This is a genomic window from Nonomuraea sp. NPDC048881 (genome assembly GCF_040649795.1).
Classification (GTDB): Bacteria; Actinomycetota; Actinomycetes; order Streptosporangiales; family Streptosporangiaceae; genus Nonomuraea.
This window is the reverse complement of the sequence record NZ_JBEZGC010000003.1, coordinates 719,170-741,055: the sequence shown is the minus strand read 5'-3', so window position 1 is coordinate 741,055 and position 21,886 is coordinate 719,170. Positions and strand designations below refer to the sequence as shown.

At 73.2% G+C, this 21,886-nt stretch carries 22 protein-coding genes; 10 read left to right on the top strand and 12 right to left on the bottom strand.

Annotated features, from left to right (window positions below):
* Positions 1 to 165: 165 nt before the first annotated feature.
* Together AB0C33_RS14370 and AB0C33_RS14365 are read left to right on the top strand one after the other, a co-directional pair.
* Positions 166 to 489: a YciI family protein gene (locus tag AB0C33_RS14370; RefSeq protein WP_358287198.1), complete on the top strand. Its 324-nt coding sequence runs from the start codon at positions 166 to 168 to the stop codon at positions 487 to 489.
* On the top strand, positions 486 to 1,724 hold the full coding sequence (locus AB0C33_RS14365; protein WP_358287196.1) for a DUF6596 domain-containing protein: 1,239 nt from the start codon (positions 486 to 488) through the stop codon (positions 1,722 to 1,724). The genes AB0C33_RS14370 and AB0C33_RS14365 overlap by 4 nt, the downstream gene beginning before the upstream one ends.
* Here the strand turns inward: AB0C33_RS14365 and AB0C33_RS14360 are convergent, their stop codons facing one another.
* The gene (locus AB0C33_RS14360; protein WP_358287195.1) at positions 1,725 to 3,056 is read right to left on the bottom strand and encodes a tetratricopeptide repeat protein; all 1,332 of its coding nucleotides are present in this window, start codon (positions 3,054 to 3,056) and stop codon (positions 1,725 to 1,727) included.
* Positions 3,057 to 3,157: 101 nt separating this feature from the next.
* On the opposite strand from AB0C33_RS14360, the gene AB0C33_RS14355 reads away from it, so the two are divergent.
* Positions 3,158 to 3,658 (top strand): hypothetical protein, encoded by a 501-nt coding sequence (locus AB0C33_RS14355; protein WP_358287193.1) that lies wholly within the window; start codon positions 3,158 to 3,160, stop codon positions 3,656 to 3,658.
* A 35-nt stretch (positions 3,659 to 3,693) separates the two neighbouring features.
* On the opposite strand, the gene AB0C33_RS14350 is transcribed toward AB0C33_RS14355, so the two are convergent.
* The 4 genes from AB0C33_RS14350 to AB0C33_RS14335 all read right to left on the bottom strand — a co-directional run bounded on the left by AB0C33_RS14350 (position 3,694) and on the right by AB0C33_RS14335 (position 7,466).
* Entirely contained in the window at positions 3,694 to 4,437 is a 744-nt protein-coding gene (locus AB0C33_RS14350) for an SDR family oxidoreductase (protein WP_358287191.1), read from the bottom strand.
* Between the two features lie 165 nt (positions 4,438 to 4,602).
* On the bottom strand, positions 4,603 to 5,115 hold the full coding sequence (locus tag AB0C33_RS14345) for an N-acetyltransferase (RefSeq protein ID WP_358287577.1): 513 nt from the start codon (positions 5,113 to 5,115) through the stop codon (positions 4,603 to 4,605).
* Positions 5,116 to 5,204: 89 nt separating this feature from the next.
* Entirely contained in the window at positions 5,205 to 6,281 is a 1,077-nt protein-coding gene (gene rsgA / locus AB0C33_RS14340; protein ID WP_358287189.1) for a ribosome small subunit-dependent GTPase A, read from the bottom strand.
* 222 nt (positions 6,282 to 6,503) lie between these two features.
* On the bottom strand, positions 6,504 to 7,466 hold the full coding sequence (locus AB0C33_RS14335) for a VOC family protein (protein WP_358287187.1): 963 nt from the start codon (positions 7,464 to 7,466) through the stop codon (positions 6,504 to 6,506).
* Positions 7,467 to 7,580: 114 nt separating this feature from the next.
* On the opposite strand from AB0C33_RS14335, the gene AB0C33_RS14330 reads away from it, so the two are divergent.
* Positions 7,581 to 8,162 carry a TetR family transcriptional regulator gene (locus tag AB0C33_RS14330; protein WP_358287185.1) on the top strand — a complete coding sequence of 194 codons (582 nt, stop codon included), beginning with the start codon at positions 7,581 to 7,583 and terminating at the stop codon, positions 8,160 to 8,162.
* A 56-nt stretch (positions 8,163 to 8,218) separates the two neighbouring features.
* Here the strand turns inward: AB0C33_RS14330 and AB0C33_RS14325 are convergent, their stop codons facing one another.
* On the bottom strand, positions 8,219 to 9,307 hold the full coding sequence (locus AB0C33_RS14325; RefSeq protein WP_358287183.1) for an ArsO family NAD(P)H-dependent flavin-containing monooxygenase: 1,089 nt from the start codon (positions 9,305 to 9,307) through the stop codon (positions 8,219 to 8,221).
* A 193-nt stretch (positions 9,308 to 9,500) separates the two neighbouring features.
* On the opposite strand from AB0C33_RS14325, the gene AB0C33_RS14320 reads away from it, so the two are divergent.
* On the top strand, positions 9,501 to 10,991 hold the full coding sequence (locus AB0C33_RS14320) for an FAD-dependent monooxygenase (RefSeq protein WP_358287182.1): 1,491 nt from the start codon (positions 9,501 to 9,503) through the stop codon (positions 10,989 to 10,991).
* A gap of 4 nt (positions 10,992 to 10,995) precedes the next feature.
* On the opposite strand, the gene AB0C33_RS14315 is transcribed toward AB0C33_RS14320, so the two are convergent.
* Both AB0C33_RS14315 and AB0C33_RS14310 read right to left on the bottom strand, forming a co-directional pair.
* Complete coding sequence (locus tag AB0C33_RS14315) at positions 10,996 to 12,252, bottom strand: MFS transporter (RefSeq protein WP_358287180.1); 1,257 nt, start codon at positions 12,250 to 12,252, stop codon at positions 10,996 to 10,998.
* Between the two features lie 59 nt (positions 12,253 to 12,311).
* Positions 12,312 to 13,100 carry an MBL fold metallo-hydrolase gene (locus AB0C33_RS14310; RefSeq protein WP_358287178.1) on the bottom strand — a complete coding sequence of 263 codons (789 nt, stop codon included), beginning with the start codon at positions 13,098 to 13,100 and terminating at the stop codon, positions 12,312 to 12,314.
* A gap of 86 nt (positions 13,101 to 13,186) precedes the next feature.
* Between AB0C33_RS14310 and AB0C33_RS14305 the strand changes: the two genes are divergently transcribed.
* Complete coding sequence (locus AB0C33_RS14305; RefSeq protein WP_358287176.1) at positions 13,187 to 13,786, top strand: ABATE domain-containing protein; 600 nt, start codon at positions 13,187 to 13,189, stop codon at positions 13,784 to 13,786.
* Positions 13,787 to 13,961: 175 nt separating this feature from the next.
* On the opposite strand, the gene AB0C33_RS14300 is transcribed toward AB0C33_RS14305, so the two are convergent.
* From AB0C33_RS14300 to AB0C33_RS14290, 3 genes are all read right to left on the bottom strand, one after another.
* On the bottom strand, positions 13,962 to 14,696 hold the full coding sequence (locus AB0C33_RS14300; protein ID WP_358287174.1) for a helix-turn-helix domain-containing protein: 735 nt from the start codon (positions 14,694 to 14,696) through the stop codon (positions 13,962 to 13,964).
* A 43-nt stretch (positions 14,697 to 14,739) separates the two neighbouring features.
* Complete coding sequence (locus AB0C33_RS14295) at positions 14,740 to 15,963, bottom strand: FAD-dependent monooxygenase (protein WP_358287172.1); 1,224 nt, start codon at positions 15,961 to 15,963, stop codon at positions 14,740 to 14,742.
* Between the two features lie 117 nt (positions 15,964 to 16,080).
* Positions 16,081 to 16,476 (bottom strand): RidA family protein, encoded by a 396-nt coding sequence (locus tag AB0C33_RS14290; RefSeq protein WP_352362696.1) that lies wholly within the window; start codon positions 16,474 to 16,476, stop codon positions 16,081 to 16,083.
* Positions 16,477 to 16,579: 103 nt separating this feature from the next.
* On the opposite strand from AB0C33_RS14290, the gene AB0C33_RS14285 reads away from it, so the two are divergent.
* Positions 16,580 to 17,554, top strand: a complete 975-nt coding sequence (locus tag AB0C33_RS14285; protein WP_358287170.1) for a WYL domain-containing protein — start codon at positions 16,580 to 16,582, stop codon at positions 17,552 to 17,554.
* 215 nt (positions 17,555 to 17,769) lie between these two features.
* Positions 17,770 to 19,224 (top strand): rifampin monooxygenase, encoded by a 1,455-nt coding sequence (gene rox, locus AB0C33_RS14280; protein ID WP_358287169.1) that lies wholly within the window; start codon positions 17,770 to 17,772, stop codon positions 19,222 to 19,224.
* Positions 19,225 to 19,269: 45 nt separating this feature from the next.
* Here the strand turns inward: rox and AB0C33_RS14275 are convergent, their stop codons facing one another.
* On the bottom strand, positions 19,270 to 20,187 hold the full coding sequence (locus AB0C33_RS14275; protein ID WP_358287168.1) for an NAD(P)H-binding protein: 918 nt from the start codon (positions 20,185 to 20,187) through the stop codon (positions 19,270 to 19,272).
* A 116-nt stretch (positions 20,188 to 20,303) separates the two neighbouring features.
* On the opposite strand from AB0C33_RS14275, the gene AB0C33_RS14270 reads away from it, so the two are divergent.
* Positions 20,304 to 21,242 carry a LysR family transcriptional regulator gene (locus tag AB0C33_RS14270; protein WP_358287167.1) on the top strand — a complete coding sequence of 313 codons (939 nt, stop codon included), beginning with the start codon at positions 20,304 to 20,306 and terminating at the stop codon, positions 21,240 to 21,242.
* A 100-nt stretch (positions 21,243 to 21,342) separates the two neighbouring features.
* Entirely contained in the window at positions 21,343 to 21,849 is a 507-nt protein-coding gene (locus AB0C33_RS14265; RefSeq protein ID WP_358287165.1) for a pyridoxamine 5'-phosphate oxidase family protein, read from the top strand.
* The last annotated feature ends 37 nt before the right edge of the window (positions 21,850 to 21,886 follow it).

The window sequence follows — 21,886 nt, the reverse complement described above, 5'->3', positions numbered from 1 at the left end:
ACCAGATGATCGGGCGTCCGCCCCTCGGCGTTCCAGGTAAAAGTACGTACAAGAGATCCGGCGGCGGCGTCGTTCGCAGCAGGGGTGAGGCCGCCCGCAAGGGGCGGCGCCACAGGCGACCTGAATGCCGCCCGCCGCCTTGACCTCATAGGAGACGATCTGCACATGCGATACCTGATCTCAGTGATCGACGACAGGACCAATTCGGCCACCCCGGAGGAGCACGCGGCGATCGACGTGTTCAACGAGCGCCTCCGGACCCAGGGCCACTGGGTCTTCGCCGGCGGCCTCGCCGCGCCCGCCACGGCCACCGTCATCGACAACCGGGGCGCGGAGGCGATGGTCACCGACGGGCCCTTTCTGGAGTCCAAGGAGTACCTCGCCGGCTTCTGGATCATCGAGGCCCCCGACCTCGACGTGGCGCTCCGGCTCGCCGCGGACGGGTCGAAGCACTGCAACCGCAAGGTCGAGGTGCGAGCGTTCCTGTGACCGACGTCCGCGAGGCGGTCGCCGGGGCCCACCACGAGGAGTGGGCCCGGGTGGTCGCCGCCCTGACCAGGCGCTTCGGTGACCTCGACATCGCCGAGGAGGCGGCCGCCGAGGCGTTCGCGACCGCCGTCGAGCGGTGGCCGGCCGACGGCGTGCCGCCCAACCCGGGCGCCTGGCTGACCACCACCGCCAACCGCAAGGCCATCGACCGGATCCGGCGCGAGAGCAAGCGCGACGACAAGCACAGGAAGGCTCAGATGTCCCACGACGCCCCACCCGAGCCTGCCGGCGCCATCGACGACGACCGGCTCCGGCTGATCTTCACCTGCTGTCATCCGGCGCTGGCGATGGAGACCCGCGTGGCGCTGACGCTGCGCCTGGTCGCCGGCCTGACCATGCCCGAGATCGCCCGCGCCTTCCTGGCCCAGGAGAGCGCCGTGGGGCAGCGGATCACCCGCGCGAAGGCCAAGATCAAGGCGGCGCGCATCCCCTACCGGGTGCCGTCCGCCGAGGATCTCCCGGCGCGCGTCTCCGGCGTGCTCGCCGTGCTGTTCCTGGTCTTCAACGAGGGCTACCTGGCCACCGGCTCCGGCACCGATCCCGTACGGCACGAGCTGACCGCCGAGGCGATCCGGCTCACCCGCCTGATCCGCGCCCTCCTGCCGGACGACGGCGAGGTGACCGGGCTGCTGGCGCTGATGCTGCTCATCGAGGCCCGCCGCCCCGCCCGGGTCTCGGCCGGCGGCGAGCTGGTCGCGCTCGACGAGCAGGACCGCGGGGCCTGGGACGCGGCGCTGATCGCCGAGGGCCACCGGCTGGTGCGCGAGCGCCTGGCCGCGGCCGCCGCCGGGGTGGCGCCGGGCCGCTACCAGATCCTCGCGGCGATCAACGCCGTGCACACCTCCGCCCGCGACATGCGCGACACCGACTGGTCGCAGGTCCTCGCCCTGTACGACCAGCTCGTCCGCCTGGACCCCTCGCCGATCGTCGCGCTCAACCGGGCCGTCGCGGTCGCCGAGCTCGACGGGCCCGAGGTGGCGCTGGCGGCCGTCGACCGTCTCGGGGACAGGCTGGCCGGGTACCACGCCTACCACGCCACCCGCGCCGACCTGCTGCGCCGGCTGGGCCGCGGTCAGGAGGCGCGCGCCGCCTACGACAGGGCCATCGACCTGGCCGGCAACACCGCCGAGACCGCCTCGCTGACCCGCCGCCGCGACCGGCTGCTGCCGGGGTGATCAGGCGGCCTCGCCGCGGGCGATGTAGAGCTTCATGTCGGTGAAGTCGAGGGTGAGGTTGTAGGGCTTGAAGAAGCAGTGGGCGAAGTGGCCGATCCCGTCGAAGCCCGACCCGTAGGGCCAGGGCACGTTGACCGGCATGTTCGGGTCCGCCTCGCAGTAGACCCGCTGGGCGACGGCGTCGCCGAGCCGGAGCTCCTCCGGATAGCAGGGGTGGGTGACGGTCGGGTGGCTGTGGGCGAACGTCTCGATCGGGCGGTCGAGGTCGACCCGGACCCCCAGACGTCTGGCCACCTCTCCCGGCATGCCCGCGGCGATCTCGCCGACCCCGCCGAGGTTCACGCCCACCACCCGCGGGCCGGACCCCGCGATGCTGCCCACGCTGTGCACGTCGTGGTCACGGGACAGCCACATCGGCAGCGGCTCGGCGCCCGCCCGCGCGGCGGCGGCGCGTGCCTCCCTGGCCGTCTCGGGGGTGCGGCGGCGCAGGATGAGGTGCCGGCCCGCGTAGTCGAACGTGGTCAGCAGGTGGTAGAAGACCCACGTGCCGATCAGGCCGTCGCCGTCGCTGCCGACGTCGGCGCCCGACTCCGTCGACGACCAGCCGACGGGGACGTTGCGCAGTTCGATGCCGCCCAGCCTGAAGGAGTCCAGCACCCCGTAGTGCACCCAGATGGGCGTGCCCTCGAAGTCGGTCTTCTGGCTGACGACGGCCTTCAGCCCCGCCTCCTTGGCCGCCGACGCGGTCAGGCTCAGGTTCGGGGCGCCGGTGTAGAACGTGAAGCGCTTCGCCGGTCCGCCGTTGACCGAGGCCTCCACCAGCGGCCGCGGGTCCATCTGCAGGAACCGCACCCGGCCGACGTCACCCTTGATCTGGTACGCCTCCCCGCTGATCGCCGCGAACCATTTGGCGTAGTCCTCCGCGCCTGCCGCCTTCCAGCACGGAACGGAGAGGGCGAACTTGTCCTGCCGGATGTAGCAGTCGCCCAGGAGCTCGTTGGCCTCCTTGTCGCCGGGCGCCAGGCGGACGGCCGTCTTGAGGTATTTCTCGGCTTCGGGGAACCGGTTGGACAGCAGCCCGACATGGCCGCGCCGGCGGGCCGCGTGCAGGTTCCCGGGGTCCTTCTTCAGGATCTCCTCGTACGCGCGGCCGGCCTGCTCGAACTTCCCGGCCTTGAACAGCGCGTCGGCGTCGCCGCCGTCGGCCAGCGCCGTGGCCGCCCCGTCCAGCAGCGGCGCCGTCGCGGCGGCGCCGGCCAGCACGGCGGCCCCCCGGAACAACGAACGCCGGTCCCATCTCCCGTCATCGGCCGAAGCCTTCTCCCTTTCCATGACCCCCAGTCAAGGGGGACGGCTGTTGCCGTGAGGTATGCGTTTTTCGATACGCCCGCGATACACCCGGTCGCGGCGGCCGGTCCTGCCACAATCGTCGGATGCGTTTGTGGACGGTGCAGCACCGGGCGGTCCTGGCCACGCTGGAGGCCGGCGGCGAACTGGCCGGCGACTGGGCCCGCCTGTCGATCCCGTCGTACCGGCCGGTGTACGAGGCGATGGTGGGGGAGATGGCCAGGCGGGGCCTCGACTGCCGGGGCCGTCCGCCGGTGTGGGCGTGGCCCGGCCCGGACACCCGTGACGCCACGGTGGCCGTGACGGCCGAGTCCCTGCTCTGCCCGCAGACCGAGGAGGAGTACGCCCGTTACGTCGTCCTGGACCTGGACGTGCCGGACGACCTGGTCCTGCTCAGCTCGTACGGACGCTGGAACGACTTCATGGAGGCGGTCCTGCTGGGCGCGGGCCCGGCCGCCATGGACTGGTCGATCGGCGAGGAGGAGGTCGCCGGTGTGCAGGCGTGCCTGCCGTACGTGCCGGCCGGGTGCGTGCTCGGCGCCCGCCCTCTGGAACCGTTCGACGAGTCCCTGGAACCCACTGCTTGACGCGACGCCCCGGCAGGACGGCTCGCCGCCGCCGGTCAGATCACCAGACCGCCGGAGACGCGCAGGTTCTGGCCGGTGATCCATTGGGCGTCGGGCCCGGCCAGGAAGGCGACGACGTTGGCGATGTCCTCCGGACGTCCCAGCCGTTGCAGCGGCGTCAGGGCCACGGTGTGCTCGATGGCCTGCTCCAGGTGCTCACCGGCGGCGGCACGCATCATGTCCGTGTCGGTGGCGCCGGGGGAGACGCTGTTGACCGTGATGCCCCTGGGGCCGAACTCACGGGCCGCGACCGCGGTGATCGACTCCAGTGCCGCCTTGCTGGCGAAGTACAGGGCCAGGCCCGCCGCCGCGCCGCTGGAGGTGATGTTGACGATCCGTCCGCCGTCACCGAGCCTTTCCGCGGCGGCCTGCATGACGAAGAACGGGCCCTTGGTGTTGACCGCCATCACCTCGTCGAAGTCGCTCTCGACGGCGTCGCGGATGTCTCCCATCGGGTTGATCGCCGCGTTGTTGACGACCACGTCCAGACCGCCCAGGCACCGGTCGACCTCGCCGAAGAGGTGCTTGAGGTCTTCCAGGCGCCCCTGGTCCGCCCGTACGGCGATCGCCCGCCCGCCGAAGGCCGTCACCTCGGCCACCACCGCCTCGGCCGCCGCCTGGTCGCGGTGGTAGGTGAACAGCACCGCCGCGCCCTCGCGGGCCAGCCGCACCACGATCGCCCGCCCGATTCCCCGCGACCCGCCGGTCACCAGGGCGTTCTTGTTCTCCAGCGTCCCCATGTCGACTCCTTGCCGTCGGCGGCTCCCCTGCTGGGAGCCGGTCACAGCGGAGTCGGAGCGGCGGCGCCGGTCTCGACATCCGTGGCGAAGAGAATTTCCGGCCTGCTCGGCCGTACGGCCCCCAGTCGTGCTGGGGGCCGTACGCCGCGTGCGAGAAGCGGGGGATCAGACGCCGAACGCCGCCGCGTAGCGGATGACGCCGTTCGGGACCGGCCGCTCGGGGTCGAGGGCGAGCGCCATCATGTACTTGTCCTCGACCTCGAACGGCGGCCGGATGCCGAACCCGGAGGCCGGGGTGAAGCCGAACCGCGGATAGTACTCGGCGTGACCGAGCACGACCACCAGGTTCTCGCCCTGCTCACGGGCCGCGCGCAGGGCGGCGCGGATGGCGGCGGAACCCGCCCCCTGTCGCTGGCGTCCGGGCCGGACGGCGCACGGGCCCAAGGCGACGGCGGGGGAGTCGCCGACGTGGCAGCGAGTGAGCAGCGCGTATCCGGCGAGCTCGCCGCCGGGAGCCTCGGCCAGCCAGGCCAGGCCGGGCAGCCACGCCTGCGGGTCGGCCCGCAGCGCCTCGACGAGGTCGGCCTCGTGCGGGCCGGGGAAGGCCGAGAGGTTGATCTCGCGGACGGCGGCGGCGTCGGCGGCGTTCTCGGGACGGGTGATCCAGGAAGAGGTCATGATCGGGTTCGTCTCCTTGTCCTTCTGCGGATGCGGGACCTGGCCGGTGTTCGTGGCGGACGGAACGGACGGGCGGCGGATGCGGCCGGTCATGACTGCCGGTCCCGGAACCTGTAGGTGGCGCGCAGGTGACCGGTGATGGCCTTCTTGTGGTTGACGCGCTCGTCGCGCAGCCGGGCGTCGGTCCGCGAGGCCGCCCAGGCGTTCTCCCGTTGCAGCTTCCGGTAGCTGCGCAGGCGGCGTCCGGACAGCTCACCCGACTGGATGGCGGCCTGGACCGCGCATCCCGGCTCGGTGTCGTGGGCGCAGTCGGCGAAACGGCAGAACTCGGCGAGCTCTTCGATCTCGGCGAAGACCTGCTCCAGGCCGTCGGCGGCGTCGTGCAGGCTGATCCCGCGCAGGCCGGGCGTGTCGATGAGGACCCCGCCGCCCGGCAGGGGCAGCAGTTCGCGGCGGACGGTGGTGTGGCGGCCCTTGCCGTCCTGCGCCCGCACCGTGCCGGTGGCCAGCAGGTCCGCGCCGAGCAGCGCGTTGCCGAGGCTGGACTTGCCCGCGCCCGAGGGGCCGAGCAGCACGGTGGTGCCGCGCACCAGCGTGGCCAGCACGTCGATGTCGCGACCGGTGGCGATGCTGGTGACGAGGACGTCCACGCCGGGCGCCAGCGCCTCGACCTCGTCGTGGACGGCCCCGGCGTCGTGGGCCAGGTCCGCCTTGGTCAGGACGATCACCGGCTGCGCCCCGCTCTCCCAGGCCAGGGCGAGCAGCCGTTCCAGCTTGGCCGCGTCCAGGGGCGTGGCCAGGGACAGGGCGATGAGCACCGTGTCGACGTTGGCGGCGAGCACCTGTCCATGGGAGGACCTGGACGCCGACGAACGCACGATCGCGCTGTGCCGCGGCAGCAGCGCCACCAGATGCGGCTCGGCGCCGGGGCGCAGCGCGGCCCAGTCGCCGGTGCACGGCGTCAGGAGCGGGTCGGGCGGGTGCGGCGCGGCGAACGTGGCCCGCGTCGGGCCCTCGGCGGTGACCGCCGTGCACAGGCCGCGGTCGACCCGGGAGATCCGGGCCGGGACGAGGCCCGCTTCGTAGTGTTCGGTGAAGGTTCGGTCGAGTGTGCCGGTCCACCCGTACCGGGACAGGCCGGATGGATCGGTGTACGTGTGTGACAACGTGAGACCCTTGCGGAGAAGGGGCCCCGACGAGACGTGGACGTCACCCCGCCTGATTCATGGCAGGGAGAGGAAGTGGGTCAGACCGGGGCCCGGGACGTGAGGTCGGTCCGGGCGCTGCACGGGGCAGCGGTCTTCACCGCGGTCATCGAACCTCACCTCCCTTCCACACAGATCCAGTACCGAACGAACGGCAGCCTAGCAGCTGTCCGGACAGCGGGCTCACTCTTCCTGGCGGAAGATGATCGCGGTGCCCGACGCGGCCTCGGCGGGCACGAAGATCTCCTGGCGACCGGTCACGCGTACCGGCACGTCGTTGTCGCGCAGGTGCTGTCGCGTGGCGGTGATGTCCCGCACCGACACCGTGCAGGCGACGAACGCGGGCAGGGCCGCGGGCTGCTCACCAGGCAGCAGGTCGCCGAGCGTCGAGGCGGTGACGACGGTGACGTCCGCCCCGTCGAAGACGTGCGGCCGACCGTCGCACGCCTGCCCGAAGTAGGTGGCATAACGCCGCATCAGCTCGGGGAGCGCCTCGTCGGCGACGCACAGCACACATTCGACCAGCCCGGTGGCGCCGTTGGGGTGGACGGCGTGCGGCTGGATGCCGCGCGGTCGGGCCGGCGCGTTCTCGGCGAATCCGATCCTGCCTTCCGGCACGCGCCCGGCGGGCAGGCCGGGTGCGGAGATCTCCAGGTATCGGACCGGTTCCATCGTGGTGCCGGTACGGGTCTCGACGGGGCGCTGCACGGCGTGCACGCCGGCATGGTCGACGCCGGCCGCGGTCAGTCCCGCGGCGATGACGTCGATGTCCGGCGTGTCGGCGATCATGATGTGCAGGCCCTGGAACCGCTGCAGGAACGATGCGATGTTGGCGGTGGTGGCGCCGACGGCGGCCAGAAGTCCGGGCAGCCTGTCGTCGGGCACCCGCAGCGGGATCGGCCGGGCCTCGCCGGGCAGGTGGCCGGCGTCGTCGATCACGGCCACCAGTTCGATGAAGTTGCGCGGGAACTGCACGTGCGCGTTGGCCACGCCGAACGGCTCGGCGGCTCCTCCGGCGACCCGCGGCAGCATGGGGTAGGTGGGTGCGGCAACGGTGAAACCGAGTCGGCGGTAGGTGTTCATGGCCTGGGTCATGTCGTGCACGATGTGGCCCACGTGGTGCAGGCCGGTGATGTCGTCGCCCATGGTGAAGAGCCTCCATGCGTGCGGTCCTGGGGCGTGTTCCCCCGATCGAACTTTTTGAGAGTACACTATCGCTTGATAGTGATCTCTCATTATTGCTTCGATAGAGTGTCCCGCATGGGAGAGAGCGGGCTGCGCGAACGCAAGAAGGCCAGGACACGGGAGACGATCCTGCGCGAGGCGTTCAGGCTCTTTCGTGAGCGGGGCTACCACGCCACCACCACCGAAATGATCGCCGAGGCCGCCGAAGTCTCTCCGGCCACCTTCTTCCGCTACTTCCCGACCAAGGAGCATCTGGTCGTCCTCGACCGCTTCCCGCCTCTCACCGAGGCGTTGGCCGCTCAGCCGCCGAACGCCCCCGTCCCCCTGCTACGGGGTGCCTTCCGCGCCGCCTTCGCGTCCCTGTCGCCGGAGGAGATCGCCGCCGGGCGCGCCCGGGAGGTGTTCGCGGTCACCGTGCCCGAACTGCTGGCCGCCAACGTGCGCAGGAGTCCCGGCCTGATCGCGGAGGTCCGCCGGCTCGTGGCGGACAAGTCCGGCTGCGCTCCTGACGACCCGCGCGTACGCGACGCGGTCGGCGCGGTCTTCGGGATCGTGGCCATGGTCTGGATGCAGTGGGCCCACGATCCCGGCCTGGACGGCCCGGCTGAGATCGACACAGCGCTGGCACACCTGGAAGCCGGCCTGAACCGCGCCTAGATCGGCTGCCTGCTTCGTGCGGTGGAGTCGGCGCCGGGCATGCTGGGCCGATGAGACTACGCGGGACGCCGGCGCGGCGGCCCGGAGCGCAGCTGGGTGACGATCTCGGCGGCCAGGTGGCGGGCGTTGTGGCCGGCGCCGATGAGGGTGTCGGAGGCGGGGCCGGTCCAGTCGCCGTAGCCGTGCAGGTGCAGGCGGGGCTCGGCCAGGACGCGGGTGCCCTCGGCGGCGATCACGCCGCCGGGGCCGCGCAGCCGCAGCGGGGCCAGGTGGCGGAGAGCGGGACGGAAACCGGTGCCCCACACGATGGCGTCGAAGGCCGCCGCGCTGCCGTCGGACCACGTCACCCCGTCGGGGGTGATCCGGCTGAACATGGGCTCGGCCTTGAGCACACCCCGGTCACGGGCCTCGCGCACGGGCGGGACGGCGATGATGTCGCCCAGGTCGGGGATGTCACCGGGGTCCCGCCCGGCCAGGACGGCCCGGTAGCGGCGGGCGGTCAGGGCGAACACGGCGCGGCCGTCCAGCTCGTCGGGCATCAGCCGGGGCGGGCGCGACGTCGCCCAGGCGACCTCGGTGACCCGCGACAGGTCGGCGAGGATCTGCGCGGCGGAGTTGCCGCCGCCGACGACCAGCACCCGGCGGCCGCGGAAGGGCTCGGGGCCGCGGTAGCCGGCGGTGTGCAACTGCCCGCCGCGGAAGTCGCGGATGCCGGGATAGTACGGCACGTACGGCCGCCACCAGGTACCCGTGGCGCTGACGACGATGCGGGCGTGCCAGAGCCCGGCGGCGCTCTCCACGGCGAGGCGGTCGTCGGCCCGCCGCACGGCTCGCACCGCGGCGGGCCGGACGATCGGCAGCCGGTAACGCCGCTCGTAGTCGGTGAAGTAGGAGACGACGTGGGGGGCGTCCGGGTAGCCGTCGCCGGGAGGAGTCGGCATCATGCGGCCGGGCAGCGAGCTGTGCCGGGCGAGGGTGAACAGGCGCAGCGACGGCCAGACGTGCCGCCACGCGCCGCCGGGGGCCTCCTGGGCGTCCAGGATGACGAAGTCGGCGCCGGCTCGGCGCAGGTGGTATCCGACTCCCAGTCCGGCCTGGCCGGCACCGATGACCACGACGTCGGCCAGCTGCGGGGTCCCGGTCATACGACACTGTCGGGGGCGGCCATGACACGGCTCCTTAATTCGATATCAGTCGAAATTATAGATCGTCGCAGAAGGTGTAAATCTCGGTCATCGGCGCGGTGACTATCGTTGCGGGAACCGGCACCCTCGCCGTTAGCGTCGGCGCAGCGGTCGGCGGCCTCATCGCCGATCCCTGTCGAACGGAGCATCCGTGATGAACGTCGATGTGATCGTCGTCGGAGCCGGGCCGACCGGGCTCATGCTCGCCGCCGAGCTGGGCCTCGCAGGGGTGGCGGCCGTGGTCGTCGAACGGCTTCCCCGGCGCAGCGGGCAGTCCAAGGCGCTCGGCATCCAGCCCCGCTCCGCGGAGGCGCTGGAGTCACGCGGTCTCCTCGAACCCCTCATGGACCGGGCGATCCAGCGGGTGCCCGGCGGGCATTTCGCCGGGCTCCGACTGGACTACACCGCCTGGGACACCCGGCATCCGTACTCGATCGGCATCCCCCAAGGGCGCGTCGAGGCGTTGCTGGAGGAGCGGCTCGGCGAGCTGGGCGTCCAGGTCCTGCGCGGGCACGAGGTGACCGCGCTGTCGCAGGACGCCGACGGGGTCGAGGCGACCCTGCTCGGGCCCGCGGGCGGCGGGTCGCGGGTCGCCGCGCGTTACCTGGTGGGCTGCGACGGCGGCCGCAGCACCGTCCGCGAGCTGCTGGGCGTCGGCTTTCCCGGCCTGGACGGCAGGCTGCTCTCGGTGGTCGCCGACATCACGATCGCCGACCCGGACGGCGCCGTGCCGGAGACCTGGACGCTGCCCGTCATGACGCCCGACAAGACCGGCAAGGGCTACATCGCGCCCATCGGCGATGGCGTGCACCGGTTCCTGTTCTACGGGGCCGAGCAGCAGGCGCTGTCCCGCGACACCCCGATCACCGAGGAGGAGGTGCAGCGGGCGCTGCACAACGAGTTCGGGCCGGGGGTCCGGCTGACGGGCGTCCGGTGGGCGTCCCGGTTCACCGACGCCTCGCGGCAGGTCGAACGGTACCGGCACGGCCGGGTCCTGCTCGCCGGTGACGCCGCGCACATCCACTCGCCCATGGGCGGGCAGGGGCTCAACCTCGGGCTGCAGGACGCGTTCAACCTGGGCTGGAAACTGGCGGCCGAGATCGGCGGATGGGCACACGAGGGGCTGCTCGACAGCTACCACTCCGAACGGCATCCGGTCGCCGCGCGCGTGCTGGCCAACACCCGGGCGCAGGCGGTGCTGATCGTGCCCGAGGAGGAGAACCTGGCCCTGCGCGACATCGTCGAGCAACTCGTACGGGTGCCCGAGGCCAACCGGATCGTCGCCGGCATGATCTCAGGGCTGGACGTCCGCTACGACCTGCCCGGCCGCCGCCATCACCTGCTGGGACGCCGCGTCCCCGACCTCGACCTGGTGACGTCGTCCGGGCCCGACCGGGTGGCGCGGCTGCTGCGCGACGGCCGCGGCCTGCTGGTGACGACCGCCGACGAGGCGGCGTTCGCGCGGGCCGCCGGGCCGTGGTCGGCCAGGATCGGCCGGGTGCACGCGCAGGCGGAGCTCGGGGCGGACGCCGTCCTGGTAAGGCCCGACGGCTACGTCTGCTGGGCCGGTTCCGCCACCGACGTCTCCGGCCTCACCGACGCCCTGACGCGATGGGCGGGCGCTCCCACCGGTGAACGTCCCTGAACGATCATCGGTCGCGCGCGGCCTTGACGGCCACCGGCACGATGGCCAGCGCCAGAACGCCGCCGCCGACGGCGAGGAGCGGGTAACCGGCGACGGCGACGACGAGGCCCGAGGCCATGCCGCCGGCGGCGCCGGCGATCGCGATGGAGACGTCGACCCAGCCCTGCGTCCTGGCCCGGGTGGCCGGCGGGACGGCGTCGGTGATGATCGCGGTGCCGGAGACGAGGCCGAGGTTCCAGCCCAGCCCCAGCAGCGCGAGGGCCACGGCGTACCCGGCGACGGAGTCGTCGGGGGCGACGGCGGCGAGCGTTCCGGCGGCCAGCAGCACCAGCCCGGAGGCGGCGGCGACCGCGAGCGGGCCGTGGCGGTCCACGAGCCGGCCGGTCAGCGGCGAGGGCAGGTACATCGCGCCGATGTGGATCGCGATGACCAGGCCGGACGCGGCGGCGCCGGAGCCGCTGTCGTGCATGTGGACCGGCGTCATGGTCATGATCGCGACCATGACGACCTGGGTGAGCACCATGACCAGCGCACCGGCCGGCACGCCGGGGCGGCGCCTCGCGGCGTCCGGACGCGGCCGGCCGGCGGCGTCCACCGGCGCGGCGGTGAGGTCGGCTTCGAGTGCGCGGGCCAGCAGGAGCGGGTCGGGACGCAGCCAGACGGCCAGGACCAGGGCGGCCAGCGCGTAGGCGACACCGGCGAGCAGGAACGGCCCGGCCAGGTACGGGATGCCGAGGGCGGCCGCGAGGCTGCCGGTGGGCGCGGCGAGGTTGGGCCCTGCCACGCCGCCCAACGTGGTGGCGACCAGCACGGTGGACACCGCGGCCGCCCGGCGTGCGGGGGCGGCCAGGTCGGCTCCGGCGTAGCGGGCCTGGAGGTTCGTGGCGGTGCCGGCACCGTACAGGAAGAGGGAGAGGAACAGCAGGCCGGGATGGCCGGCGACGGCGGCGACGATGACGCCGCCGCTGCCGACGGCGCCGGCGAGATACCCCAGGGCGAGGCCGGGGCGGCGGCCGCGGGCCTGGGAGAGGCGCCCGACGGCGACGGCCGCCAGGGCGGAGCCGGCGGTGCCCACGGCGCTGGGCAGCCCGGCCAGGCCGGTGGAGCCGAGCATGTCCTGGGCGAGCAGGGCGCCGACGGTCACGCCGGCCGCCAGCCCGACGCCGCTGAGGACCTGGGCGATGACCAGGACGATCAGGGAGCGGCGCTGCGCCTCGACGTGCGGGACGTCGTCTGCCCGGACGGGCACGTTGGTCGTCACGAGAGAGCTCTTTCGAAGAGGGGTTGCATCGACGGCGTGGCCCAGGCCCGCAGACGGGGTCAGGCTCGGTCGCCCAGGTCCAGGCGGTCGAGCAGGCCGCCGGCGGTGAAGGCGGCCACCAGGTCGTCGCGGCCCTCGGTGAAGTGGGCCCAGCTGTCGTAGTGCACGGGCACCACCCGGCGGGCGCCGAGGATCCCGGCCGCCTCCACGGCCTGCGCGCTGTCGAGCACGATCAGCCGCCCGTCGAACAGGACGGAGAACCGGGGCCCACCGGCGAAGAGCACGGCGGTGTCCACCGGGCCGAACCGGCCGGCGATCTGCCGGACCGCGTCCAGCGAGGCGTTGTCGCCGCTGACGTAGACCGTGGGCAGGCCCTCCCCGGTCAGGACGAACCCGACGACCTGGCCGGTGATCGGTTCGACCTCCTCGCGCGGGCCGGGGCCGTGCACGGCGGGCACGCCGGTGACGGTGATCGTGCCGCCGTCGCGGCGGTCCAGCTCGATCGACTCCCAGTCGGCCAGGCCCCTGGCCGTGCCGCCCAGCCGCTGCCCGCCCCCGGGCGTGGTGAGCGTGAGCGGGACGTCGGCCAGCAGCGCGCGGCCCGCGTGGTCCAGGTTGTCGGGGTGCTCGTCGTGGGAGAGCAGGACCACGTCGATGCGGCCGAGGTCGGCGGGCGTGGCGGACGGGGGAGCCGTCTTGGTCAGCCGGCCGCCCGGCACGTGGTAGTCGCCGGGGGCGTCGAAGGTCGGGTCGGTCAGGAAGCGCAGGCCGCCGTACTCGAACAGGGCGGTGGGACCGCCCAGGACGCGGACGGGGATCTGCTCGATGGGCGCGCCGAAATGGGCCATGCGAATTCCTCACGGATGGGGAGCGGTTTATCCGTGATGACGGTAACGGTGTCTCACGGACGAGCGCAAGCCGTACCATGAGACACATGAGCGAGACGCCGACCGCCGAGTCCGTGCTGCCGCCCGCGCCGGGGGCGGCGGATTACCTCGCCCTCGACTTCGTCAACAGCGCCATCGCGCTGCCCGGCGGGCAGTTCGTCGACCTGCTCGGCACGCCTGCGGCGACGAATCGCTGGCTCACCGAACGCGGCCTCGCGCCGGCCGACGCCGGGGTGCAGGAGATGTGCGCGACGCAGCTGCGCTCGCTGCGCGAGCACGTCAGGGCGTTGTTCAGTGCGCGGGTCGCGGGGCTGCCGGTCCTGCCCACGGCTCTGTCCGCCGTCAACGACGCGCTGAGCAAGGCCCCCACCGCCGCCCTGCTGTACTGGGACGAGAAGAACGGCCCCTACCGCGCGACGCCGTGCCCCACCAACGAGATCCTCGACCGCGCCCTCGCCACCTTGGCCGCCAACACGGCCGACCTGCTCACCGGCCCCGACGCCGACCGCCTCACCGGCTGCGGATCTCCGCCCTGCAACCGCTACCTGCTGCGGCACGGCCGCCGCCACTGGTGCTCCACGCGGTGCGGCGACCGCGCCCGCGCCGCCCGCGCCTACGCCCGTCGCACCCAGCCCACTCCCGGCTGACGGCCCGCGCCGATGTGGCGCACGTCACATGTTCAGCTGTCACAGGCCGCGGGTCGACGGTGTTCACCGACGCCGAGCGGGCCGCCCTGGAGCTGACCGAGCAGGGCACCCGCATCGCCGACGGCGCCTACCGGCCCGCCGCCCGCTGAACGACCCCGGCGACGCCCCGCGCCCGCTACCGCCGGCCGGGGGCGTTGTCGGCGGTCTGGGTGCGGTCGATGATGTCCAGGACGGCGTTCCTCGTCTCGCGGAAGGCGGCGGCGGTGTCGTCGGCGGCCGCGGTGACGGCCTGGCCGGCGGGGACGACCGCCGGTTCGAGCAGCAGGGCCACGGAGTCGGCGAGGACGTCCGCGGGGTCGCCGGCGCTGGGCGGCGCGGAGTCCGGGACGGACATGGCGGTGCCGAAGCCGGTGAGCAGGGCGTGCATGGCGTAGGACTGGTCAGCCAGCGGGCGGTCCTGGCGGAGCAGCCCGTGCCGGCGCAGGACCGGCATGACCGCCTGGCACATCGCGCTGGGCCGGGTGCGGTCGAACAGGTCGCGGTCGCCCGTCTGCTCGGTGAGCAGCCGCACCAGGTCGGCGTCCTTGGTGGCGAGGCGGCGGGCCAGCGGGGAGCTCAGCCCGGTACGGACCAGCAGCGGAGCCAGGTGGCGCGGCAGCACGGCGGCGGGGTCGGCGGTGATGCGGGCGATGACCGCCTCCAGGAAGGCCAGCAGTTCCCGGGCGAACAGGCCGAGGACGAGGTCCTCCTTGGTGGGCCAGTACAGGTAGACGGTGCCCTTGCCGACCCCTGCCGCCGCGGCGATCTCGCTGACGGTGACCTTCCGCACGCCGTGGTCGGCCACCAGCTCGCGCGCGCTGTCCAGAATGCGGGCGGCCTTGTGCGAGTGGTGTTCGATCAGGCGGCTCACTGCGCTGTCCTCCGGGTCGTGGGGCAGGATCTTCGGTTGTGCGTCAGAGGGCGGCGACGTCGAGGTTCTTGGCCCGCATGTCCTTGTTGTTGAGCATTCTCCTGCCCATGGCCCTGCCGACGCCCGGCATCCGCATCAGGCGCATCATCCCAGCTCTCAGCAACTGCTCCTTACGGTCGTGCGGGGTGAAGACACGCCGTCCGGGCAGCGCGCTCTCCTGCTGCAGGTGGACGAACGGCCGCATCCGCGCCTCCCAGGCCCGCAACGCCCCCGGCAGGTCGCCGGGGTGGCGTTGCAGCATGGTGCCCAGCAGCTCGCCGCCGGCCAGGCCGCTGGAGGCGCCCATGCCCGCGTACAGGGTGACGCACCAGGCGGCGTCGCCGACCAGGACGACCCGGCCACGGCGCCAGCGCGGCATCCTGACCTGCTGCACGGAGTCGAACAGCGCGTCGGGCGCCCGCTCGTAGCGGGTCAGCAGCCCCTCCAGCAGGGGGCCGGTGGGTTCGGGGCCGAAGGCGGCGCGGATGGAGGCGACCGGCGGGCGGCGGAACTGGGCGTCGACGTCGGCGGTTCGGTAGGAGAACAGCAGGCTCGGGGCGTGGTCGGCGAACGGGAAGGCCCACACCGAGCGGCCGGGCTCGGCCAGGACCAGCCCCTCGTGCAGGCCGAAGCCGTCGACCGGGCCGTCGAGCACGGTGGCGCCGACCATGTAGCCCATCGGGTGCAGGTACTCCTCGTCGGGGCCGAAGACGAGCCGGCGCACCGTCGAGCGCAGGCCGTCCGTGCCGATCACCAGGTCGAAGCGCTCGGTCACGGTGGCGCCGGACGCGGTGTCGTGCAGCGTCACCTCCGCCGCCGCGTCGTCCTGGGCGATGCGGGCGGGGACGGTGGAGTAGCGGATCTCCACGTCGTCCGGCAGCGCCGCGAACAGGCCGCGCTCCACGTCGCCGCGCAGCAGCGGCCGGGGCCCGCCGGGGAGGAGGGAGGGGTTCATCCCGGGACGCCGGCGCCCCGCCCGGTCCACCTCGTAGCTGGTGACATGGGGGCCGCTGCGGTCGCCGATGGCCTCCAGCGCGCCCAACCGCCCGGCCGAGGCGATGCCGGCGCCGAACAGCATGATGAAGTAGCCGCCGGAGCGGCGGGCAGGCGCCCGTTCCACCACCACCGGCTCCCAGCCGATCTGGCGCAGCCGCAACGCGGTGGCGATGCCGGCGATCCCCAGCCCGACCACCAGCGCCCGGCCGGTCGTCCTGCCCGCATTCGTCATGGCGCACTCCTTTCATGAGCTTCCCTGGGCATGCTAGCGAACGAACTGACCGAAATGGTTCTATTGGTCAGTTCGTATGGGCGGGCCTGGGAGGCGGAGGAGCGCGGCGCGGGCGCGTCAGGCGACCGCGGTGCCCTCCAGCTCGACCATCAAGGTGGGGATCGCCAGCCTCGTCACGCCGAGCATCGTGGTGGCCGGCGCCGCCCCGGCGGCACCCAGCCTCGCTGCCAGCACGCCGTAGTGCTGGAAGAGCAGATCCACGTCCGTGGTGTAGACGTTGAGCCGGACGAGGTCCGTCAACGACATGCCGGCCTTCCCCAGGACGGCCTCCAGGTTGTCGAGGCTCAACGCCAGCTGCGCCGCCAGGTCGCCGTCATGCCGGGGCGTGCCGTCGTCGCCCGTCGCGGTCTGCCCCGAGCAGTACAGGGTGCGGGTCTGCCCGGAGACCAGCTCGCCCTGGTTGAACCCCATCTCGACCGACCAGGTGACCGGGTTGATCGCCGTTCGTTCCAGTGTCATGTCAGCTCCGTTCGATGTCACGCTCTTCGACGTCATGGTGATCAGCCTCCCAACGAATCACGACATCCTGTGTCGTGTATCTCGATAGGGTTTTCGCATGCGTGCCGACCGGCTGGTCTCCCTGGTGCTGCTGCTGCGGCAGCACGGACGGCTGTCGGCGACCACCCTCGCCCGCGAGCTGGAGGTGTCCACCCGCACGGTGCTGCGCGACATCGAGGCGCTGTCCGCGGCGGGCGTCCCGGTCTATGCCGAACGCGGCCGGCACGGCGGTTTCGCGTTGCTGCCCGGCTTCCGGACCGAGCTCACCGGCCTCAACCCCGACGAGGCGCTCGCCCTGCTGGTCGCCGGGTCGCGGCGCGGCGCGCAGGCGTTCGGCCTCGGCTCGGCGCTCGCCTCGGCGATGCTCAAGGTGGTCGACGCGCTCCCCGACAGCTACCGGGACACCGCGGCCGGCGCGGCCGAGCGGCTGCTCATCGACCCGGAGACCGACCTGCTGTCCCGTCGGCTAGCGGCCGAGGAGGTGCCCGACGACGTGGCGGCCGAGGTCCTGCGCGCGGTCTTCGCCGGACGCAAGCTGGAGATCCACTACGCGCCCTTCGGCGGGGCGCCCGAGTGGCGGACGGTCGACCCGATCGGCCTGGTCACCATCCGCGACCGCGGCTACCTGCTGGCCACGAGGTCCGGGGCCGACCGCACCTACCGGCTGTCGCGCGTCCAGGCCGCCAGGGCGCTTCCCGAACCCGCGCAGCGGCCCGACCGGGTCGACCTGGACCGGGCCTGGCAGGAGCGCAGCACCCGGTTCCGCACCGGCGGCGACCAGGTCACCGTGCTGGTGCGGATGGCCCCGAGGCGGCGGGAGGAGCTGCTGGGCACCGCGCTGGCCGTCCTCGCCGAGGAGGCCGACGCCGACGGCCTGCTGCGGCTGGAGGTGACGTTCCAGGACGACAGGCACGCCGTCTGGGCGTTGTGGCAGCTCGGCACGGACGCCGAGGCCCTGTCCCCGCAGTGGTTGCGCGACTCCCTGCACACCCGCGCGACCGCGCTCGCCACCCGCTACCGGGCGCCGTCGTGAGAACCGGCCGCCTGCCGCGCGGAGCCTGCCTGAAAACCTGTTGGCGGGCCGCGGGGGTCGCTGTTAGTTTGCCGGTGGCCGTGCGAGAGATCGAGGAGGTGGTACCCGTGGACACAGCAACGACATGGGTGCTCCCCTCAGGGGTCACGGTCGGCGACTGAGGCAGGTGTCGCCGGGAGCGCCGCGCCAGCAGGCACTCCCGAAAGGCAACAACCATGCATTCTCCGCAGCCCACCGCAGCGCCCCTCGACTACGACGTGGTCATCGCCGGGTGCGGGCCGACCGGCGCGATGCTCGCCGCCGAACTGCGGCTGCACGACGTACGGGTCCTCGTCCTGGAGAAGGAGACCGAGCCCAAGTCGTTCGTCCGCATCGTCGGTCTGCACGTGCGCAGCCTCGAACTGATGGCGATGCGCGGCCTGCTGGAGCGCGTGCTCCAGCACGGACGACGGCGTCCGGCCGCCGGTTTCTTCGCCGCCATCGACAAGCCCGCGCCCAAGGGCCTGGATTCCGCGCACGCCTACATGGTGGGCATCCCGCAGCCGGTCATCGAGCGGCTGCTCGAAGAGCACGCGCTCGACCTGGGCGCGCACGTCCGGCGCGGTCACGAGGTGACCGGTCTCGACCAGGACGACGAGGGCGTGACCGTCGAACTGGCCGATGGGGAACGGGTGCGCGCCCGCTACCTCGTCGGCTGCGACGGCGGGCGCAGCACGGTGCGCAAACTGCTCGGCGTCGGCTTCCCGGGCGAACCCTCGCGGAACGGGACGCTGATGGGCGAGATGGAGGCGGGCGTACCGCAGGAGGAGATCGCCGCCACGGTGGCCGGGATGCGCGAGAAGCCCCAGCCGTTCTGGCTCCGGCCCTTCGGCCAGGGGATCTACAGCGTCGTCGTGCCCGCGGCCGAGGCCGGCGACAGTGAGGAACCGCCCACCCTCGACGACTTCAGGCGACAGCTGCGCGCCGTCGCCGGAACCGACTTCGGCGTGCACTCCCCGCGCTGGTTGTCCCGCTTCGGGGACGCCACCCGCCTGGCCGAGCGGTACCGGGTCGGGCGGGTGCTGCTGGCCGGCGACGCGGCGCACATCCACCCGCCCATCGGCGGACAGGGCCTGAACGTGGGCGTTCAGGACGCCGTCAACCTCGGCTGGAAGCTGGCCGCGCAGCTCCGCGGCTGGGCGCCGGACCCGCTGCTGGACACCTACCAGGCCGAACGCCGGCCGGTCGCGGCCGACGTGCTGGACAACACCCGCGCCCAGACGGAGCTGCTGTCCGCCGAACCGGGCCCGCGGGCCGTGCGCAGGCTGCTCACCGAGCTGATGGACTTCGACGAGGTGAACCGCCACCTGATCGAGAAGATCACCGCGATCGGCGTCCGCTACGACTTCGGCGAGGGCCCCGACCTGGTCGGCCGCCGCCTGCGCGACATCGACGTGAAACAGGGCCGCCTCTACGACCTGCTGCGCCGCGGCCGCGGCCTGCTGCTGGACCGCACCGAACGCCTGACCCCCGGCGGCTGGTCGGACCGGGTCGACCACCTCGCGGATCCCACCGCGGCCCTCGACGTCCCGTGCGTCCTGCTGCGTCCGGACGGCCACGTCGCCTGGATCGGCGACGACCAGCGGGACCTGGACGGCCACCTGTCCCGCTGGTTCGGCAGCCCCGCCTGACCGGGGTCAAGTGGCGAGGGAGGCCGCCCGGCGGTTCGGTCCGGGTCAGCGGGCATCGGCTGCCTCCCGCGTGCCGAGGACGGCGGGCCTGAGGGTGTGCGCGCACCACTGAGCGAACCCGGTGGCCGGCGCCGCCTGCGGCGCACGGTGGACGCCCGCGTCCAGGCCCTCGTCCTTGGCGCGCTTCATGGCGACCACGGCCTCGACGAACGCCTCGTCGAGGCCGTGGCCGAGCAGGGCGGACCGCAGTTCGCCGAGCGGCTGACGCCGGTAGCGGACCGGACGCCCCAGCTCCTCGGTCATGATGCGGGCCAGGTCGTCGGGCGACAGGTCCTGCGGGCCGAGCACCGGAACACTGCCGACGCCGGTCCAGGAGCGGTCCAGCAGCAGCCCGGCCGCCGTCGCGGCGATGTCGGCGACGGCCACCATCGGGGCCGGGCGGTCGGCGGCGGCGGTGTCGGTGAAGACGCCGTCCGCGCGGATCGAGCCGGCCTCCTCCAGCAGGTTCTCGTAGAAGGACGGGCAGGCCAGGGCGCGGTAGGCGACGCCGGAGGCGGCGATCAGGTCGTCCATGGCCAGGGAGGCGGTGACCAGCCCGGCCCGGGCGGCCTGCGGGGTGGCGCGGCCGAGCGCCGAGACGCCGACGACATGGCCGACGCCGCAGGCGGCGAACGCCCGCGCGGCCGGTCGGGTGAAGCCGCTGAACCCCTCCTCGGGCGTGACCGAGGCGTCCGGCGGCACCAGCCAGAAGACAGCGTCGGCCCCGGCGAAGGCGCGCTCGACGGTCGCGGCGTCGCCGTGCGAGCCGGTGACCACCTCGACCCGCCCGCGGACGCTCTCGGGGAGCCGGGCGGGGTCGCGGACCACGACGCGCAGCTCCTCTCCACCGGCGGGCGCGGCCTCGACCAGCAGGGACAGCAGCCGCCGGCCGATGTTTCCGGTGGGGGCGGTGATGACAATCATGAAAAACCTCGCGGTTCGTGTCGGATCGGTACAGCGCTTTCATCGTGGAGATCCGGCCCTTATTGCCACAATGGGAACTTCAGCATGCAATCCTTGCCGGAATTGGAATGACGCCGTTGACCAGCACAGCCGCGAACCTCGACGCCAACCTCGCCGTCGCCCTCGACGCCCTGCTGACCGAGCAGAGCGTTACCCGTGCCGCCGCCCGGCTGGGCACGTCACCCGCGGCGATGAGCCGCACCCTGGCCCGGCTGCGCCGGGTGCTGCAGGACCCGCTGCTGGTGCGGGCGGGGCAGGCGATGGTGCCCACGCCCCGCGCCGAGGCGCTGCGGGACGAGGCCGCCGCGGTGGTGCGCAGCCTGGCGGCGCTGCTCACCCCGAGCGGCGGGATCGATCCGGCCGCGATGCGGCGCACCTTCACCGTCCAGGCGTCGGACCTGGTGGGCGCGGCGCTGGCGCCGGGCCTGCTCGACCTGGCCCGGCGCGGGGCGCCGGGCGTCTCGCTGCGGGTGCTGGCCGAGGAGTGGGAGGCGGGCCCCGCGCTGCGCGAGGGCCGGATCGACCTGGAGATCGGGGCGATCGACCACGTCGACCCGGAGACCCGGGTCGAGGAGCTGGTCACGCTGCGGATGGCGGCCGGGGTGCGGGACGGGCACCCGCTCGCCCGGCAGCCCCTGACGCCCGCCGGGCTGGCCGCCGCCGAGCACGTGGCGGTCAGCCGCCGGGGACGTTTCACCGGCCCGCTGGACGCGGCCCTGGCCGAGCAGGGGCTCAGCCGGCGGGTCAGCGCCGTCCTGCCCGGACATCTGGCGGCGATGGCGCTGGCCGCGGCCGGTGACGCGGTCTGCCTGGTGCCGGCCGAGCCGCCGGGGGAGCCCTCTTCGCCGCTCGGCGACGCGGCGCGCGCGCTCGGGCTGCGCCTGCTGGAGATCCCGCTGGCGCTGCCGCCGCTGACCATCGGCATGGCCTGGCACCCGCGCCACACCGCCGACGGGGCCCACCGGTGGTTGCGTGACGCGGTGCGCCGGGTGCTCCGTCCAGGCCGTCAGGGGTAGGTCACCGGTGGCCGGAAAAATATTCGCGGGCGGATGTCGAGAACCCTCCGGCGGCTCCGTCCCAGGGGCGGAAGACGAAGACGACCCCGGAGGGACGACCATGCGAACGAACGAGCTCACCGAGATCCTGAACCGGCCGATCAGCCGGGAGCTGCTGGCCCGCGACCTGACCCGGCTGGCGTACGTGGCCAAGGACGGCACGCCGCGCAACGTCCCGATCTCGTTCACCTGGAACGGTTCCGAGATCGTCATGTGCACCACGAAGAACGCCCCCAAGCTCGCCGCCCTGCGCGCGAACCCGACGGTCGCCCTGACGATCGACACCGAGGTGCACCCGCCCAAGATCCTGCTGATCCGCGGCCGCGCCGAACTGGACGTCGTGGACGGCATCCCGGAGGAGTTCCTCCAGATGAACGGCTCGTACGAGATGACGGCCGAGCAGCGGGTCGAGTGGGAGGCCGAGGTCCGCTCGCTCTACGACGGCATGGTCCGGATCATCGTCACCCCGACATGGGTGAAGCTGATCGACTTCGAGACGACGCTGCCGAGCGCGGTCGAGGAGCTGATCAGGCAGCGGGCCGAGCGGGAGAGCGCCGCGACCCGGTAGAAGGCCCCGCACGAACCGGCTGCCCGGGCGCTTTGGC

What these genes read in the sequence shown, in the direction of transcription:
- AB0C33_RS14330 (WP_358287185.1), top strand. Translation starts at nt 7,581, where the DNA reads ATGGGAGAGAGCGGGCTGCGCGAACGCAAGAAGGCCAGGACACGGGAG.
- AB0C33_RS14370 (WP_358287198.1), top strand. Translation starts at nt 166, where the DNA reads ATGCGATACCTGATCTCAGTGATCGACGACAGGACCAATTCGGCCACC.
- AB0C33_RS14285 (WP_358287170.1), top strand. Translation starts at nt 16,580, where the DNA reads ATGCGTGCCGACCGGCTGGTCTCCCTGGTGCTGCTGCTGCGGCAGCAC.
- AB0C33_RS14335 (WP_358287187.1), bottom strand. Translation starts at nt 7,466, where the DNA reads ATGGGCGACGACATCACCGGCCTGCACCACGTGGGCCACATCGTGCAC.
- AB0C33_RS14275 (WP_358287168.1), bottom strand. Translation starts at nt 20,187, where the DNA reads ATGATTGTCATCACCGCCCCCACCGGAAACATCGGCCGGCGGCTGCTG.
- AB0C33_RS14355 (WP_358287193.1), top strand. Translation starts at nt 3,158, where the DNA reads ATGCGTTTGTGGACGGTGCAGCACCGGGCGGTCCTGGCCACGCTGGAG.
- AB0C33_RS14310 (WP_358287178.1), bottom strand. Translation starts at nt 13,100, where the DNA reads ATGGCCCATTTCGGCGCGCCCATCGAGCAGATCCCCGTCCGCGTCCTG.
- AB0C33_RS14320 (WP_358287182.1), top strand. Translation starts at nt 9,501, where the DNA reads ATGAACGTCGATGTGATCGTCGTCGGAGCCGGGCCGACCGGGCTCATG.
- AB0C33_RS14360 (WP_358287195.1), bottom strand. Translation starts at nt 3,056, where the DNA reads ATGGAAAGGGAGAAGGCTTCGGCCGATGACGGGAGATGGGACCGGCGT.
- AB0C33_RS14350 (WP_358287191.1), bottom strand. Translation starts at nt 4,437, where the DNA reads ATGGGGACGCTGGAGAACAAGAACGCCCTGGTGACCGGCGGGTCGCGG.
- rox (WP_358287169.1), top strand. Translation starts at nt 17,770, where the DNA reads ATGCATTCTCCGCAGCCCACCGCAGCGCCCCTCGACTACGACGTGGTC.
- AB0C33_RS14295 (WP_358287172.1), bottom strand. Translation starts at nt 15,963, where the DNA reads ATGACGAATGCGGGCAGGACGACCGGCCGGGCGCTGGTGGTCGGGCTG.
- AB0C33_RS14265 (WP_358287165.1), top strand. Translation starts at nt 21,343, where the DNA reads ATGCGAACGAACGAGCTCACCGAGATCCTGAACCGGCCGATCAGCCGG.
- AB0C33_RS14305 (WP_358287176.1), top strand. Translation starts at nt 13,187, where the DNA reads ATGAGCGAGACGCCGACCGCCGAGTCCGTGCTGCCGCCCGCGCCGGGG.
- AB0C33_RS14345 (WP_358287577.1), bottom strand. Translation starts at nt 5,115, where the DNA reads ATGACCTCTTCCTGGATCACCCGTCCCGAGAACGCCGCCGACGCCGCC.
- AB0C33_RS14325 (WP_358287183.1), bottom strand. Translation starts at nt 9,307, where the DNA reads ATGACCGGGACCCCGCAGCTGGCCGACGTCGTGGTCATCGGTGCCGGC.